Genomic DNA, 15,612 nt, shown 5'->3' with positions numbered 1-15,612 from the left:
TTTCAAGGGCGCTTACTGTGACCCGGGCACCGAGCGCCCGGGTCGAGGTTAAAAACTCTCGGTACTGATCCGCGTGATTGCGGATTAGCCTCTCCACCAGCGGCGAGGCTCGACATTTTCTGCCAAAGTATGCGGGTTGTTGCGCACTTCGGTGTAAATGTCTTGGTAGGTGTCGATGCCACCCGCCCAACCATTGATGCGTTCGCGCCACTCTTCCCAGAGCTGAGGCTGGAATTCTGGCGAGCACATTTCTTCGGCTTTCTTGATTTCTTCGTCCGACAATGCGGCCACACGTACGTTGTTTTTCGCAAAGATAGTGTCTGGACCTTGGTGTGGATGCGTGAAACCAACTGTGTTGACCAGTGCGGCTTCGTTGGCCGCCTGCACGTGGACCTGCGACAGGTAGGAAGCTTCCATAACCGCGTCCTGCAGTTCACCACCCAGGCTGTCGAAGGTTGCAGCATTCATCGCTGTGTGCTCTGTGCCGCAGAAGAACCGCAGGTCAACACACTGCGAAACCACTGGCGACATGTTGGCATATGCCACAGCCGACGCCCATGTTTCAGCACCGTCGATGAGACCTTGCTTCAGACCATCGAGGGTTTCTTCCCAAGCGACCGGAACCGGGTTCAGGTTCAGAGCGTTCATGGCGATACGGCCAAGCTGTGTACCTGTTACACGGTTCTTCGTGCCAGCAAGCTGGTCAATGCTGGTGACTGTGTCCTTGTCTTCCCAGGAAAGGCCCAACTGAATGCCGCGCAGTTCTGCGTGGGTGAAGAGGAACTTCAAGCCATGCATCTTTTCGAACGGGTCACGCAGGATGCGCTGACTTTCGGGCGAATACATGAAGTAATACTGGTCCGCACGGCTACGGAACATGTACGCGTAGTCCAGAACGTTGAGGTACGGCGCGCCGCCCGCAGAGTTCTGCGTGGATGCCGCATAGATGTCGACGATGCCTTGCTGTGCTTTCTCAACACAGGACAGCTGACCACAGATCTGGTTGTTGCCGATGAATTCAATACGGATTTCACCGTCCGTGCGCTCTTCGAGATCACGCGCAAATTCGAGACAGCCAGCGCGCTCGATCAGCAAGTTATCTTGGTTGAAACCAGCGGCACCAAACTTCAGCGTGAACTTAGGTTCTTTCGAGAATCGCTTATCGTAGGTTGATTCTGCTGCCTTAGCCAGGTTGGCGGCGGTCATCGCCCCGCCAAAGGCACCGGCGGCCATGAGCGTAGAGCTCATCCCGTAAGTCCCTGCTATTCTAAAGAAATCGCGGCGCGTCACGCCTTTGATGCGATCGTAAACTCCCATTGCGTCCTCCCATGATTGCAATTATTGAGACGTTTTATATCAAAAAAGACTAGATTAGCTTTTCTCTTCTGGCTAGTCTTTTTTTCGTCTGGAGGAACATTACAATGCAAGCGGACTATATCATAGTGGGTGCTGGCTCTGCTGGTTGTGTATTGGCAAATCGTCTAAGCGCTGACCCAAAGTCGCGCGTTGTGCTGCTAGAAGCTGGCCCAGTTGATCGCAATCCATGGATTCATATCCCGGTCGGCTATTTCAAGACGATTCATAATCCCAAGGTGGACTGGTGCTACGAGACAGAGCCTGATCCCGGCTTGAATGGACGTTCGATTGAATGGCCACGCGGCAAGGTTTTGGGTGGGTCGTCGTCGCTGAATGGGCTGCTCTACGTTCGGGGTCAACCTCAGGACTATGACCGCTGGGCTCAAATGGGCAATCGAGGTTGGGCGTGGGAAGATGTCCTTCCGCTCTTCAAGCGCTCAGAAAAGAATGAACGGGGCGCGGATGAATTTCACGGGGATCAAGGTAACTTGTCCGTGTCAAACATGCGCATACAACGTCCCATCACCGACGCGTGGGTCGCTGCGGCTCAGGCGGCGGGCTACAAGTTCAACCCCGATTACAACGGTGCTACCCAAGAAGGTGTAGGCTTCTTCCAGCTAACGGCGCGCAATGGGCGTCGGTGTTCGTCTGCAGTGGCATTTCTGAACCCAGTCAAGAAACGCGAAAACCTGCAAATCATTACCAACGCGCAGGTCGAAAAGATCGAAATTGAAAACAAGCGCGCTGTGGCTGTGAAATACAAAGACCGCAGCGGCAATTGGCAAACGGTGCGCGCAGCCAAGGAAATCATCCTGTCCGGTGGGTCCATCAATTCGCCGCAGCTTTTGATGCTGTCTGGCATCGGTGAAGCGGACCAGCTCAAAGAACACGGCATCGATGTCATCGCCGATCTGCCCGGCGTTGGCAAAAACATGCAGGATCATCTTCAGGCACGCCTAGTTTACAAGTGCAATGAACCAACGCTCAACGACGAGGTGTCGAGCCTCTTTGGCCAAGCCAAGATCGGTCTGAAGTACTTGCTCTTCCGGGCGGGTCCTATGACCATGGCGGCAAGCCTTGCCACTGGTTTCCTGAAAACAAGCGATGATATGGAAACGCCTGACATCCAGTTCCACGTCCAGCCGCTCTCGGCTGAGAACCCCGGGAAAGGTGCGGATCCATTCTCTGCCTTTACCATGTCGGTGTGTCAGCTACGACCAGAGTCTAAGGGCGAGATCCGTCTGAAAAGTGCAGATGGACGCGAGTATCCCAAAATCATTCCCAACTACCTAAGTACAGAAACGGATTGCCGGACCGTGGTCGAAGGTGTGAAGATTGCTCGCAAGATTGCGCGGCATGCCCCTCTGACGTCCAAGATCTCCGAAGAGTTTCGTCCGCACAAGGACCTGCCAATGGATGATTACGACGCAACGCTGGACTGGGCGCGCAACAATACAGCGTCAATCTATCACCCGACGGGCACGTGTAAGATGGGCAATGACAAGATGGCTGTTGTGGATTCTGACCTGCGTGTGCACGGCATCGAAGGGCTTCGTGTCGCGGATTGCTCGATCATGCCAGAAATCGTGTCGGGCAACACCAATGCGCCAGCCATTATGATTGGCGAAAAGGCATCTGATCTCGTGTTGGCCTCGGCCAAGGCCTGAAATCTACAAGAGCGATGCAGGGCTTAAGGCCCTGCAAACTCATCCAGGCTGTAGCCTTGCACAAACAATAGCGCGGTCAGGTCGCCATGATTGACCCGCACGTCGCATTTGCTCGCCACCGAAGGCTTGGCATGTAGCGCCACGCCAGTTCCGGCGCGATGCAGCATGCCCAGATCGTTGGCTCCGTCACCGACAGCAATGACATCCGCCTCGCTGAGACCTAGACGCGCCGTGATTTCTTCTAAAGCCTGCACTTTCGCCTCGCGCCCAAGAATAGGTTGACCTGCTGCGCCGGTTAGTTTTCCGCCATGTGTCAAAAGGGTATTGGCGCGGTTCTCGTCAAATCCAAGCGCCTTGGCCACGGATGACGTAAACGCCGTAAACCCTCCCGAGACAAGCGCGGCATAGGCACCGTTTGCCTTCATTGTCGCCAGCAAAGTGTGACCACCCGGCATATAGGTGATCCGTGTTTCCAGTACTTTTTCGATTACGGTTTCTGGCAGCCCTTTCAGTAAGCCAACCCGTTCCTTTAAAGCGGCTTCAAAGTCCAGTTCGCCATTCATGGCCCGGGCTGTGATGTTTTTCACATGCGCGCCGACGCCCGCTTCTTCGGCCAACTCGTCGATGCATTCCTGCTCGATCATTGTACTGTCCATATCGGCCAAGAGCATTTTTTTGCGCCGGTTTTCCGAAGACTGAACCACCAGATCAACCTGTGCGCTTTGCAAGTCCTGCCAGACATCCCAATGGTTTTCTGGAACCATTGGGATCTCGAACTCTGCGGCCTCATCGGGTGAAAGCCAAATAACATCGCCTCCGCCCCACGCATTGCGAAGGTTTTCGGCCAAAGAAGATTCAAGACCGCCCTTTGGCGCGATCAGGGTCGTGGTAAACATGGTGTTAAGTTTCCGATCGTAGGCAGGGATGTCGTAATTGACCGCACATGCGGCGTTCTAACGCCATTTCTGCACTTGCGAAAGAGCGTGCTGCCACGTATCTCGGTCAGTGGGACACCCTTCCCCAACGAAGGGCGCATATCTGGAAGGATACCATCGATGGTACTCGAAACACCGGCAACGCGGCCGGCTAACCCGCGTTTCTCGTCTGGCCCTTGTGCCAAACCTCCCACATTTGAACTCAGCAAACTTGCCGACGCCCCTTTGGGCCGGTCGCACCGTGCGGCTGTAGGGAAGGCTAAATTGAAAGCCGCCATTGAAGGCACGCGTGAGGTGCTTGGCATTCCGGCTGATTACAAGATCGGCATTGTACCGGCGTCTGATACCGGCGCTGTGGAAATGGCGATGTGGAACCTGCTGGGCGCCCGCCCGGTGGAAATGCTCGCTTGGGAAAGCTTTGGCTCTGGTTGGGTGACCGATGTGGTCAAGCAGCTCAAGCTCGATGCAGAGGTGAAGACCGCCGAGTATGGCGAGATCGTCGATCTCAGCACCGTGGACACCGACAAAGACGTGGTTTTCACCTGGAACGGCACAACCTCTGGCGTGCGCGTTCCCAATGGCGATTGGATCAAGGCCGATCGCGAGGGGCTGACCATCTGCGATGCCACCTCAGCGGCTTTTGCGCAGGACCTGCCTTGGGATAAGCTCGATGTGGTGACGTTCAGCTGGCAAAAAGTGCTTGGCGGTGAGGCGGCCCATGGCATGCTGATCCTCAGCCCGCGCGCGGTTGAGCGGCTGGAAAGCTACACACCAAGTTGGCCTCTGCCGAAAATCTTTCGCCTGACCAAAGGCGGCAAGCTGATTGACGGTGTCTTTGAAGGCGCCACGATCAACACGCCTTCCATGCTGACGGTTGAGGATTATCTGGTAGCGCTTGATTGGGCGCGCTCAGTTGGTGGGTTGCAAGGGCTGATGGCCCGCGCCGATGCCAATGCAGCCGCTGTGGCAGAGTGTGTGGCGCGTGTGCCATGGCTCGAAAACCTCGCAGCCGATCCGGCCACGCAATCCAATACCTCTGTGTGTCTGAAGTTCAACGACGCACGGATCAGCGATGGGGCGGCTTTTGCCAAGGCCGTGGCCAAACGGTTGGAAGCTGAAGGAGTGGCTTTGGATATGGGTGCGTATCGCGATGCTCCTCCGGGTCTGCGCATTTGGTGCGGTGGCACGGTGGAGACTTCAGATGTCGCCGCCCTGATGCCCTGGATCGAATGGGCCTTTGAGGCCGAAATCACGAATCTCGCCGAAGCGGTGTAGCGCACCGACGTAATACCGACGCGATACCGACGTAAAACCGACATTAGAAATGGAGCCCAAAATGGCCCCCAAAGTACTCGTCTCTGACAAGCTTTCAGAAACCGCCGTTCAGATCTTCCGCGACCGCGGCATAGATGTGGATTTCATGCCTGACTTGGGCAAAGACAAAGAGAAGCTGCGCGAAATTATCTCGCAATATGATGGGCTTGCCATCCGTTCAGCCACCAAGGTCACGCCAAAAATCCTGGACGCCGCCGACAACCTCAAAGTCATCGGCCGTGCAGGCATCGGCACCGACAATATCGACAAGGACGCCGCGTCCAAGAAGGGCGTCATCGTGATGAACACCCCCTTCGGCAACATGATCACCACCGCCGAACATGCCATCGCGATGATGTTTGCCGTGGCGCGTCAAATTCCAGAAGCCTCCGCCTCAACCCATTCTGGAAAATGGGAAAAATCCAAGTTCATGGGCGTTGAACTCACCGGCAAGACCCTCGGTGTGATTGGAGCTGGGAACATCGGTGGCATCGTTTGCGCGCGCGCGCTTGGTCTGAAAATGAAGGTGTTGGCATATGACCCGTTTCTTGGTCAGGAAAAGGCTGATCAGATGGGCGTAGAGAAAGTCGAACTTGATGAGCTCCTCGCAAGAGCAGATTTCATCACGCTTCATGTGCCCTTGACAGATCAAACACGCAACATCCTAAGCCGTGAAAACCTCGGCAAAACCAAGCCGGGTGTCCGTATTGTGAACTGCGCCCGTGGGGGGCTAGTCGACGAAGTGGCGCTGGCCGAGTTGCTGAAATCCGGCCATGTGGCCGGCGCTGCATTCGACGTCTTCGCCGAAGAACCCGCCACCGAAAACCCGCTTTTCAATCTGCCAAATGTCGTCTGCACCCCGCATCTTGGAGCGGCTACAACCGAGGCGCAGGAAAACGTCGCTCTGCAGGTTGCTGAACAAATGTCGGATTACCTTTTGACCGGTGCTGTGACCAATGCGTTGAACATGCCGTCCGTAACCGCAGAAGAGGCCAAAGTCATGGGCCCTTGGATAAAACTTGCGGATCACTTGGGCAACTTCATTGGCCAGATGACGGATGAACCTGTGAAGGCCATCAACATTCTTTACGACGGTGTTGTTAGTGGCATGAACCTTGATGCACTAACCTGCGCCTCTGTCGCTGGGATCATGAAGTCGGCAAATCCAGAGGTGAATATGGTGTCTGCGCCGCTTATCGCCAAAGAACGGGGCATCAAGATATCCACCACGCGCCAGGATAAATCAGGTGCGTTTGAGGGATACATCAAGCTCACAGTGGTCACATCCGAGCGTGAGCGCTCAATTGGTGGCACCGTGTTTAGCGATGGTAAACCTCGGTTCATTCAGATCAAAGGCATCAACATCGATGCCGAGATTGGGCGCCATATGCTTTATACGACGAACCACGATGAACCCGGGATCATCGGGGCGCTGGGTCAAACCATGGGAGAGAACGATGTGAACATCGCCAACTTTACCCTGGGCCGGTCTGCCGTAGGTGGTGAGGCGATTGCGCTTTTGTACGTGGACTCACCAGTGCCGAACCCGGTGATCGCAAAGTTGCATGAGACTGGTCTCTTTCAACAGATTCGAGCCCTTCAATTCGACGTCGCTTAAACCCTAAGTGTTTGGGATTTCAAAGCCCCGGCGGTCTGTCGGGGCTTTCATTTTGTTTGATGCCTCGACTTTAACAAACGAACCCGCAAGAGTGTGGACACCTACGGCCAAGAGGCATTCGGCATGACCTATTGCTTAACGATCAAATCTGTTTCTGCGCGACCGGCCATGGTGCCTCTGTCGCGGCCAATCACGACGGCCAAGATTGTCATCGACAAGGCCCCTTTGGTGCTGATCGATGTAAACGCTCAGGAAGGCGTCATCGGCAGAAGTTACATCTTTGGATACACGCCTTTGTCGCTTCGTCCGCTGACGGCAATGGTGGAGAACATTGCCGACACGCTGATTGGCAAGACCATCGACCCCGTCACAAGATTTGCCGAAATGGAGGCGATGTTTCGTTTGCTGGGGCGGCAGGGTGTCGTCGGCATGGCCATGGCCGGGCTTGATGTCGCGTTTTGGGATGCGCGTGCCAAAGCCCAAGATATGTCTGTGGCCGCTGTTTTGGGTGCCGAAGAAAGGCCAATCAAGTGCTATGACAGCCATGGTTTCTTCGACCCAGATCGAGATGCTGTAGACGTGGAACTCTCTTTGAAACAGGGCTTCGACGCTTTGAAATTCAAGCTTGGGGCCGAGACGGTTGAGAACGACCTTGCGCGCCTGCGAGCCGGACAGGATATCGTGGGGTCTGACAAGGCACTGATGCTCGATTACAATCAGGCTTTTTCATCCGCCGAGGCCATTCGAAGGATGCGCCGGATTGAAGAGGAATTTTATCTGGATTGGATCGAAGAGCCGGTTCTTGCAGAGGATTATGCCGGGCATCGCGCGGTGCGTGCAGCCCTTCGGACACCGGTTCAAACGGGCGAAAACTGGTGGCTGCCCGATGACGCTGCACGCGCGGTGCAGGCAGAGATTTGCGATCACGCGATGCTGGATCTGATCAAGATTGGCGGCGTGACCGGTTGGATGAGGGCAGCTGCAATCGCCCAAGGTGCTTCGTTGCCAGTGTCAAGCCACCTGTTCCCAGAGGCGAGCGCCCATGTTCTGGCCGCAACGCCGAACTGCCATCTGCTGGAGTGGATGGATGTTACAAGCTCTATCGCTGCTGATCCTTACCAGATCGAGAATGGACATCTCACGCCCAAAGGACCTGGGTTTGGGCTTGAATGGGACGAGAAGGCCGTTGGAAAATATCTGGTTTGACGTGAGTTAGTCGATCCAGACGGTGACGCTTGCGGACTGTCCATTGGCATCGACGACCGAGAGCTTCGAATAACCGTCACTCAAACCGTTGATCTGAGTTTCGCGTCGTCTTTCACCGGTTTTCACAGGCGTTCCATTGGCCAGCCAAGTAAATGGCCCAACACCGTCGCGCAGTTTGACTGTCAGAATATTGTCCTCCAACACCAGCGTCGCGCCATCAGGTGGGAAGGTCAGCTTTGGCGCGTTTGGCGTTGTTTCAAAATACCCCGAACGTCCAACAAACCGGCGCAGTGGTTTAGGCAGCTGAGCAGTAGACAATATAAGCGTTTCTGGGGGCGGTGGTGGCAGGTCATCCTGCTCTGGCTTGATCCTCTGAAACACCTCGAACAAAACGGGCGCCGCAAGATCACCTCCAAAGGCGCCTGGAACAGGCGTGCCGTCTGGTCGACCAATCCAAACGGTTGCGACATGAAGGCCGTCAAATCCAACAGCCCAGGCATCTCGGTGCCCGTATGACGTACCGGTTTTATAGGCGAGCCGACGCGACTGAAATCCGCGTGGCGGTGCGAGACCGGAAAGGATATCGCCAACTTGCCAAGCAGCAGAGCGGGACAAAACTTTTGCGCTGCCTTCAGAGCTATTATCTTTGCGCCAATGCAGAGGACGCGCTCCACCGTGCCTGGCGATCATCGCAAAAAGCTGCGTCAGGCCTTCTGGAGTGATTCCGATACCGCCCAGGCCAATGGCAAGCCCTGGTTTGTCTCCAGGCAGTTTTGTGGCGACGCCGCTCATCCGCAAAGCTTCTATAAAATGCGCAGGTCCGAGTGCATCGAGAAGAAGCACCACCGGAATATTGAGCGAACGACGCAACGCGTCGGTAACAGTAAGCTCGCCACGAAAGACGCCGTCAAAATTTTGTGGAGCATAAGAGCCAAAACTGACTGGCTTGTCCGCAATCAGCGTTTGAGGATGCGCCAATCCGCGATCAAACGCCATCCCGTAAATCAAAGGTTTCAGAGTGGAGCCAGGAGACCGATATGCTTGGGTCATGTCGACATATCCTTGCCGCGCACCGGCTGCACTATAATCGGCGGACCCAACTGAGGTTAAGATTTCTCCGGAGGTATGATCTGCAACGACTATCGCAATAGATACTCCCTCAGGAAGGTCCCGAACTGCGCGTTGTGCCAAGGCTTCCGTGCTAACCTGCAATGACTTGAGCAGTGTTAGATCATGGCGTTTTAGGATTGGATCATCTCGAATGGCGCGGTCTGCCAAGTGCGGAGCGATGCTGGGGAACGCTCTCCGTATTTTGGGCAGAGGTTCCGTCAAAGCGGTGCGCATATCGCTTTGAGATATGACACCAGCTTCCTCGGCGCGCGCCAGAACACGTTCTCGCGCTTTTTGTGAAGTGTCCTGCGAAGTATCAGGCCGTCTCGCTTCTGGCGCTTGTGGCAACGCTACCAAAAGCGCTGCCTCGGCTGGTGTCAGACGTTTGGGATCCTTGGCAAACCACGCGTAGCTTGCCGCGCGTGCACCTTCCAGGTTTCCACCAAAAGGTGCGTGTTCCAGGTAAAGCTGCAGGATCTGTGTCTTGGTCAGTTGGCGTTCGAGTGCCAACGCCACACGTATCTGACGAAGCTTGCCGGACAGCCGCCCCGTGCCCGAGTTTTCCAGTAGGCGCGCAACTTGCATGGTTAAGGTGGAGCCGCCGGACACCAGTTTGCCGTGCCACAATGCTTGTCCGAATGACCGCAGGATGGCGACCGGGTCCACACCGTTGTGATCGTAGAAACGTTTGTCCTCGTAGGCGATCAACATATCAACATAAGTCGGATCAACGGCGTCCGGAGTGACCGCCATACGCCAGCGCCCATCTTCGACTGTGTAAACCCGAAGCAGTGCTCCATCCCGATCGCGCACTTCGGTTGAAACATCTCGAAGGATTGAAGGCAACTCAGTCGTCTCAATCCAATGATCCACGGTGCCGCGAATGATCCCTGTCGCTAACAGCGACATGGCAAGCAAGCTGAGCCAGAGCCAGCTTTGCCTGTAGAGGCGTTTATTCATTGTTGACCGTTACTCGTGTGGTGGCCGTTCTGGCGCGATAATGCGGTCGATACATATCTTCGACCGAAGCCGCCGGGTGGTGATAGCTCCCCGGGGCGACGGCGCGCACGATATACGCTAGTCTGAACGGTTTATCTGACCTCCAATCCACCGCGGCCAGAAACCGCTCTGATCGAAATTCTGTGTGCTGTGTTTGGACACCTTCTAGCCAGCTCAATGAGCGGACATCCCCCGCGCGCAATAGGTTGGGGTTGTCTATTTCAAATCCGGCAGGCAACGGATCGTTGACCATCAGTCTGGCTTCACCTTTTTCAAATGGCGTCACAGTCAGAACCGTCACAAGACGCACCCCCGTCGTTACCTGCGCAGGATCGATTGGTTGGCCGTCAAGATCATAGTAGGCGCGCTCAATCGCGTATCCGTATCCCCCGGCATCTGGCGGCACATCTGGAACGCCTACCGTTGTCAGAGTGATCTCTGTCGCAGAGGTGCCCTGGTTAGTGATTGCGTGGTTTCCCATTCCAACAGCGTCAAACTTTCGGATCAGAGCCCTCTCAATTGGCGCACCATCCAGAGTCAATTGCGATGCACCGGGATCTCTCAAAAGGCTTTGCGTTGCCAGAAGCGACCAGGCTTGCTCTTGGGTTGACATGTTTGGACCGGGTGCTTCGAGGCTTTGCGCAAGTGTTTGGACGTTCGCAACATTGCTGCCTGCTTCCGTGGCCAACGTTAAAACGCCTGCACGATCTCTCAGTCGCGTTCCGTAATCTGCGCGCCAGATCTGCGTTTCGATATCTGATGTCTGATTGATCCGAGCAACGGCGAGAGAAAACAATCGGTCTGCACGGGTCTGATCGCCGTAGTAGGCCAGGGCCGCACCAAGTTGCGCCAAGGCAAGAGGTGTGGCCAATGCGTCGGCCTTGACATCTGCATAGTACCGCAGATCACCCATACGCGCAGCACCTTCACGCGCCAAAATCATCAGCGCATAGGCAATGTCTTCGCCGCCTTTGTCAAAATCTGGGGCGTAGTTGACCCGATTACGCAGGTTGTCCATCGCTAGCGTGTAGGCGTGATCTGGTACAGCGTACCCCTCGTCGCGCGCCCGAGACAGGAAGTCAGCGACATAGGCATCGAGCCAGAAATCACCAGAACTGGCGCGCCACAGGCCAAAACCACCTCCGCTGGACTGTCGTGCCAGGATGCGTTCGATGGATTGTGTGATCCTCAGCTTGGATTGTTCGTCGGAGCCAAGACCCAGCGCGTTTGCCATATCCTGAAAGTAAAGAAGTGGAAGCGCTTGGGAAACGACCTGCTCTGTGCAGCCATATGGGTAGCGATCCAATGCACTTAGCAAACCTGGCGCGTCCAGCTTGGCCAGTGCACCGGATGACACGAGCACCTTGGCGGTGTCGTGTTTCAGGCCTGCGAACACTTCGTCATTGAGAGTAAATGTGTCGCCCGGAGCGAGTGAGAACCGGCGTGTCCTGGAAACCTCAGGATCAAGTGACCGCACTCCGAGGGTCAGAGTTTTGGTTAGCTGTTGTCCATCGGGTGTGGTCAGAGTCACCTGAATCTCATGGTCGCCGGTTTCATCGGCCAACACTGGAATACGCAATACGGATTTCTCCTGCGCTCCGAGATCAAGACCGGAGGGTACATCACCGGCCAGGGTCAGTCCTTTGGCGACCACATCCAGCCCCATGCGGCCGGCAGGCCCTTCGGCATGCGAGATCTCCAACAAGATTTCGCTCTGGTCGCCGGGTGCCATGAACCTTGGCAAAGACGCCGTGACCACAACTGGATCACGAATAATCGTATCGGTTTCAGCCTGTCCGACGGACGTGTCAGACCAGACCACAGCCATCAAGCGCACCGTGCCGTTGAAATCGGGAATGTCGAATTGTACCTCAGCTCGGCCATCTGTTCCGACTTGCAACGGTCCTGTAAAGAAAGACACCAGCTCTTCAGTGGGCGGCGGCGACTGAAGATCCATTTGCGCGCCGGCATCTCCGCCGGACCGCACCTGTCCTTCTGCCCCGTTCATACCATCTATCAGACGCCCATAAAGATCACGGATTTCGACACCAAGGCGGCGCTGGCCGAAATAGTGGGCTGAGGGATCGGGACTTTCAAACCCGGTCAAATTCAAGATGCCCAAGTCAACTGCCGCCAAAGTTAGGTAAGCGTTTTCGTTTTGTGGCACACCATCGACTTGAACTCTTACCAGCAACGCTTGACGTGGCTTGGTGATATCAGGTGCGGTGATCCTGACGTCCAGCTGCTTTTCGCCGGGATCAATTTGCGCGTAGGACAATCCAAGGGCACGTGCTGGATTTTGATTTACGGATACGTCCATCGGGCGAATGACCTGAGCCGTAACATAAGCTCCGGCGCCCCATTCATCTGTGACCGTAAGTGGTATAAGGTTGTCACCAGCAACAACGTTATACGCCTCCATGTGGATGACGCGATTGGACATGACTGTGACCAGTGCAGTGCCCGCATACCGAGGAACAAGGCGCAGGTTGGCGGTGTCTCCAGGGCGGTAGTTTTTGTGATCCAGCGAAAGCTCAAGCGTATCTGGCGTGCTGCTGGCATCGGCGGGGGCGTACCACCCGGCATAAAACTCCAGAGAAGACGCCACATAGGACCCATCTGTGCGCTCCACGACAAGCTCATATCGTCCCCATTTGACCTGACCTGAGATGTCGAGAGGCACATCGCCCAAGGTCGCGGTGCCTGTGGCGACCTGTTCTCGTGTCGTAATTGGTTCCCAGTTCCAGTTGCCATATGCCTGATACCACTGATACCGCGTCTCAACACGGTTGAGTGTCCAGATGACGTTCATTTGCGCACGTTTCAGATCAGAACCAACGCCAATAACTTCAAACTGTGCGGTGCCGTTTTCTGGCACGACGCCGTCAAAGTCCGGTCGAATGCCAATCATCGGCCCTGAGGGCGCCAGTGCTTTGGTCACGCGTCTCTCAACGGGTCGCCCGGACCCTTCCTTGAGTGAAATGGCAAATTGTGCCTCGTATGGCCGGTCATCTTGTGACGTCTTGGGAAGCGTTGCATTCAGGACGAGCTTACCCGTGGCATCGGTTGCTCCGCCGTCAAGAAATGTAGTCTGAGGTGAGACCCATTCATCATGTCGACCAAAGGTATAGCCAGGGTAATCATCAAGCGTCGTCAGCGCGCTTAGGGTGACCGACCCTTCCGCCTTGAGACCAGCGCCCGGCGCACCGAATAGGTACTTTGCTGCAATAGATACCGGAGCGGCGTCACCTGGTTTGATCGAAGCGTCGGGTACACTCAGATCGAAATCAATGCGCTCTGGCAGGAAATCCTCAACCAGAACAGTTCTGCTGACAAGGGGCGTTGCGGTGGAATCTGCGAACAGGTCAACCGTCCAGGTTCCCCTTGGAACAGATGGACTGACCGGAAATGAAAACACATATCCGCCCGCTCGGCTTTGGTTAGACACTTTGCGAGTGTACTCCACACCATCAGGGCGTTTGAGGATTGCAGTTAGCGGCAGATCGGGAATGGCCTTGGCCGTGCCATCTCGCGCAAGGACCGTGACGTGAATTGTCTCTCCTGTGCGGTATGCGCCGCGGTCAGTTGTTGCGAATAGGTCAATTGGCGGTGCGGCTGGGCGTCCTTCGACGCCGCGGTCTGAGAGATCAAAGGCCGGGTCGGTCAGAGAAAGGAACGCCATGTCTTCGTCGCCTTGTTCGACGATAACCATGGCTGGGGCTGCGCCGCCAGTCCCGCGCGCAAGACCCGGCGCAAAGACAACATGGCCTCCTGCATTGGTTTTGCTTTCGCCGAGAACGCGGTTGGCGCGTGAAAGGAGCGTAACTTTGATGCCATCCATGGTTGTCGCGTCACTTAATTTCCGCACGAACACATGAAGACCATCAGTGCCCTTGAGAGTTGTCAGACCTAGATCGGTCAATACAAACCACTGGGTCGCACCAGGGTCTTCATAGGTGTTTGCCCCGGGCACGCGCGCGGTCAGGGCATACACTCCTGGGTCTTGCATTGCGATCACGTCGCCAAGCGGCAGTCGCGTAGTCATCGACTGGTTCAGTTCGTTTTGAACAACTCCAGTCCCTGACCAGACCTCTTCGGCGACATCTGATGCAAATTGTGCGTCTTCATAAGCGCTGAGCGGTCGGCCAAAGTAATTTTCCTGAATGGCGCGCAACACGTTGCGGTCGCTGATCCGGCGCAAAACCAGATCGACCTCCTCCAGGTTCACAGTTTCAATCGGAAGGGCGGCATCTGCCGACTTGGGGAGAATATAAGCGCGCCCGGCAAAGCCTACACTTGGACTCCGGTCGCGAACATATTGCGCAATCTCGACATCCCGGCGCAGGGTTTCGCCGTTTGCCGCAGGCAGACCTGCTCGAAACGTGACACGATACCGTTCGCCATGTTCAACACCGCTAATGCAGATTTGCTGAGTGTCAGCTTGAACCACCAAACCAGCGTCGGGAAGGCGCACAAAGGGCGTGTAATCCACACCTGCCTTGACCAGCGGCTCTGAAAACTCCGCGCAAACTCGTGGCACTGCGCTGTCATTATCTGAGCGGTGTTGCACAATTCGAAACCCGTATTTCGCAATCGCTGCGTCCAGCGCGGTCGTCACGTCTTCGCGTGACTGCGTGGCCTCTGCCAATCGCAACACTGGCACCATATCGCGACCACGCCCGAGCGCTTCCAGCGCATCCGCCATTTTCAATAGCGCATTCACGCGTTCCGGCTCACCCAAACCGCGCAGATAGGCATTGGTCGACGCCTCCAACGCTTGTTGGGCATAGCGACGCGCGTCATTTGCGTTTTGTGTTTCAATCAAACGCGACAGGCGCGCATATTCTGACCATTGATCAGACAAATCAGACCGCGCAACCGCGGCCCCCATCCAGCGCATGGCGTTGAGGTAATCTTGCTGCGCGACCCGATCCTGGGCGGCGTTGACCATTGTGGCGGTATCCCATTGACCGCCCGGGTGACGTGCTCCGATGTCCAGGGCGAGCTTGCGCGCTTGGTTCAAATCACTTTGCGACAGAAACGAAAGTTCACTTGCACGGGTGCCCGCTCGCTCCAAAATGCGCGCGTCGGTTTGAAATATTTCCGCGGAAATTGCACCTTCATAGGCCTGCGTTTCGGTCAGCGCGCTTTTGGGGAAACAAGAGTTGGCACGTGTATTGAAGGTGTAGGCCTTGCAACTCTGGTCGGCGAAGCATGCGGTACGACAGGCCTCGATGGTGGTGTCAAACAACGGCTCAAGGTCAGAGCCGAAAAAGTCTGTGTCTTGGGTCACAACCTGTCGTTTTTCTGGAACTGAGGATTGGGCGGACGCGAATGAAGCAACAAAAGCAATTAAAATCAGACATGCGAAATGGCGGAGCATGGCAACCTCCTTGTTCAATGCAGT

Annotated in this window: 8 protein-coding genes; 4 read left to right on the top strand and 4 right to left on the bottom strand. The window is 55.7% G+C overall.

The window, feature by feature from the left end:
* Positions 1 to 84 precede the first annotated feature (84 nt).
* Positions 85 to 1,317 carry a TRAP transporter substrate-binding protein gene (locus RZ517_RS00275; RefSeq protein WP_338549512.1) on the bottom strand — a complete coding sequence of 411 codons (1,233 nt, stop codon included), beginning with the start codon at positions 1,315 to 1,317 and terminating at the stop codon, positions 85 to 87.
* Positions 1,318 to 1,421: 104 nt separating this feature from the next.
* Here RZ517_RS00275 and RZ517_RS00270 point away from each other — a divergent pair, with 104 nt between their 5' ends.
* On the top strand, positions 1,422 to 3,023 hold the full coding sequence (locus tag RZ517_RS00270; RefSeq protein ID WP_338549511.1) for a GMC family oxidoreductase: 1,602 nt from the start codon (positions 1,422 to 1,424) through the stop codon (positions 3,021 to 3,023).
* 23 nt (positions 3,024 to 3,046) lie between these two features.
* On the opposite strand, the gene serB is transcribed toward RZ517_RS00270, so the two are convergent.
* The gene (gene serB, locus RZ517_RS00265; RefSeq protein WP_338549510.1) at positions 3,047 to 3,919 is read right to left on the bottom strand and encodes a phosphoserine phosphatase SerB; all 873 of its coding nucleotides are present in this window, start codon (positions 3,917 to 3,919) and stop codon (positions 3,047 to 3,049) included.
* 159 nt (positions 3,920 to 4,078) lie between these two features.
* Here serB and RZ517_RS00260 point away from each other — a divergent pair, with 159 nt between their 5' ends.
* From RZ517_RS00260 to RZ517_RS00250, 3 genes are all read left to right on the top strand, one after another.
* Positions 4,079 to 5,233 (top strand): phosphoserine transaminase, encoded by a 1,155-nt coding sequence (locus RZ517_RS00260; protein WP_338549509.1) that lies wholly within the window; start codon positions 4,079 to 4,081, stop codon positions 5,231 to 5,233.
* A gap of 61 nt (positions 5,234 to 5,294) precedes the next feature.
* Positions 5,295 to 6,890 (top strand): phosphoglycerate dehydrogenase, encoded by a 1,596-nt coding sequence (gene serA, locus RZ517_RS00255; protein WP_338549507.1) that lies wholly within the window; start codon positions 5,295 to 5,297, stop codon positions 6,888 to 6,890.
* Positions 6,891 to 7,013: 123 nt separating this feature from the next.
* The gene (locus RZ517_RS00250; RefSeq protein WP_338549505.1) at positions 7,014 to 8,096 is read left to right on the top strand and encodes an enolase C-terminal domain-like protein; all 1,083 of its coding nucleotides are present in this window, start codon (positions 7,014 to 7,016) and stop codon (positions 8,094 to 8,096) included.
* Positions 8,097 to 8,102: 6 nt separating this feature from the next.
* Here RZ517_RS00250 and pbpC read toward each other — a convergent pair whose 3' ends face one another.
* Positions 8,103 to 10,166, bottom strand: coding sequence for a penicillin-binding protein 1C (pbpC, locus tag RZ517_RS00245; protein WP_338549504.1), 2,064 nt, complete (start codon positions 10,164 to 10,166; stop codon positions 8,103 to 8,105).
* Positions 10,159 to 15,498, bottom strand: coding sequence for an alpha-2-macroglobulin family protein (locus tag RZ517_RS00240; RefSeq protein ID WP_338549503.1), 5,340 nt, complete (start codon positions 15,496 to 15,498; stop codon positions 10,159 to 10,161). Before RZ517_RS00240 ends, pbpC begins: the two co-directional genes overlap by 8 nt.
* Between the last annotated feature and the right edge of the window lie 114 nt (positions 15,499 to 15,612).

Origin of the sequence: Roseovarius sp. S88 (assembly GCF_037023735.1) — a bacterium.
Lineage (GTDB): Bacteria > Pseudomonadota > Alphaproteobacteria > Rhodobacterales > Rhodobacteraceae > Roseovarius > Roseovarius phycicola.
Note: the sequence above shows the minus strand (reverse complement) of the source record. Positions and strands in the feature narration are given on the sequence as shown.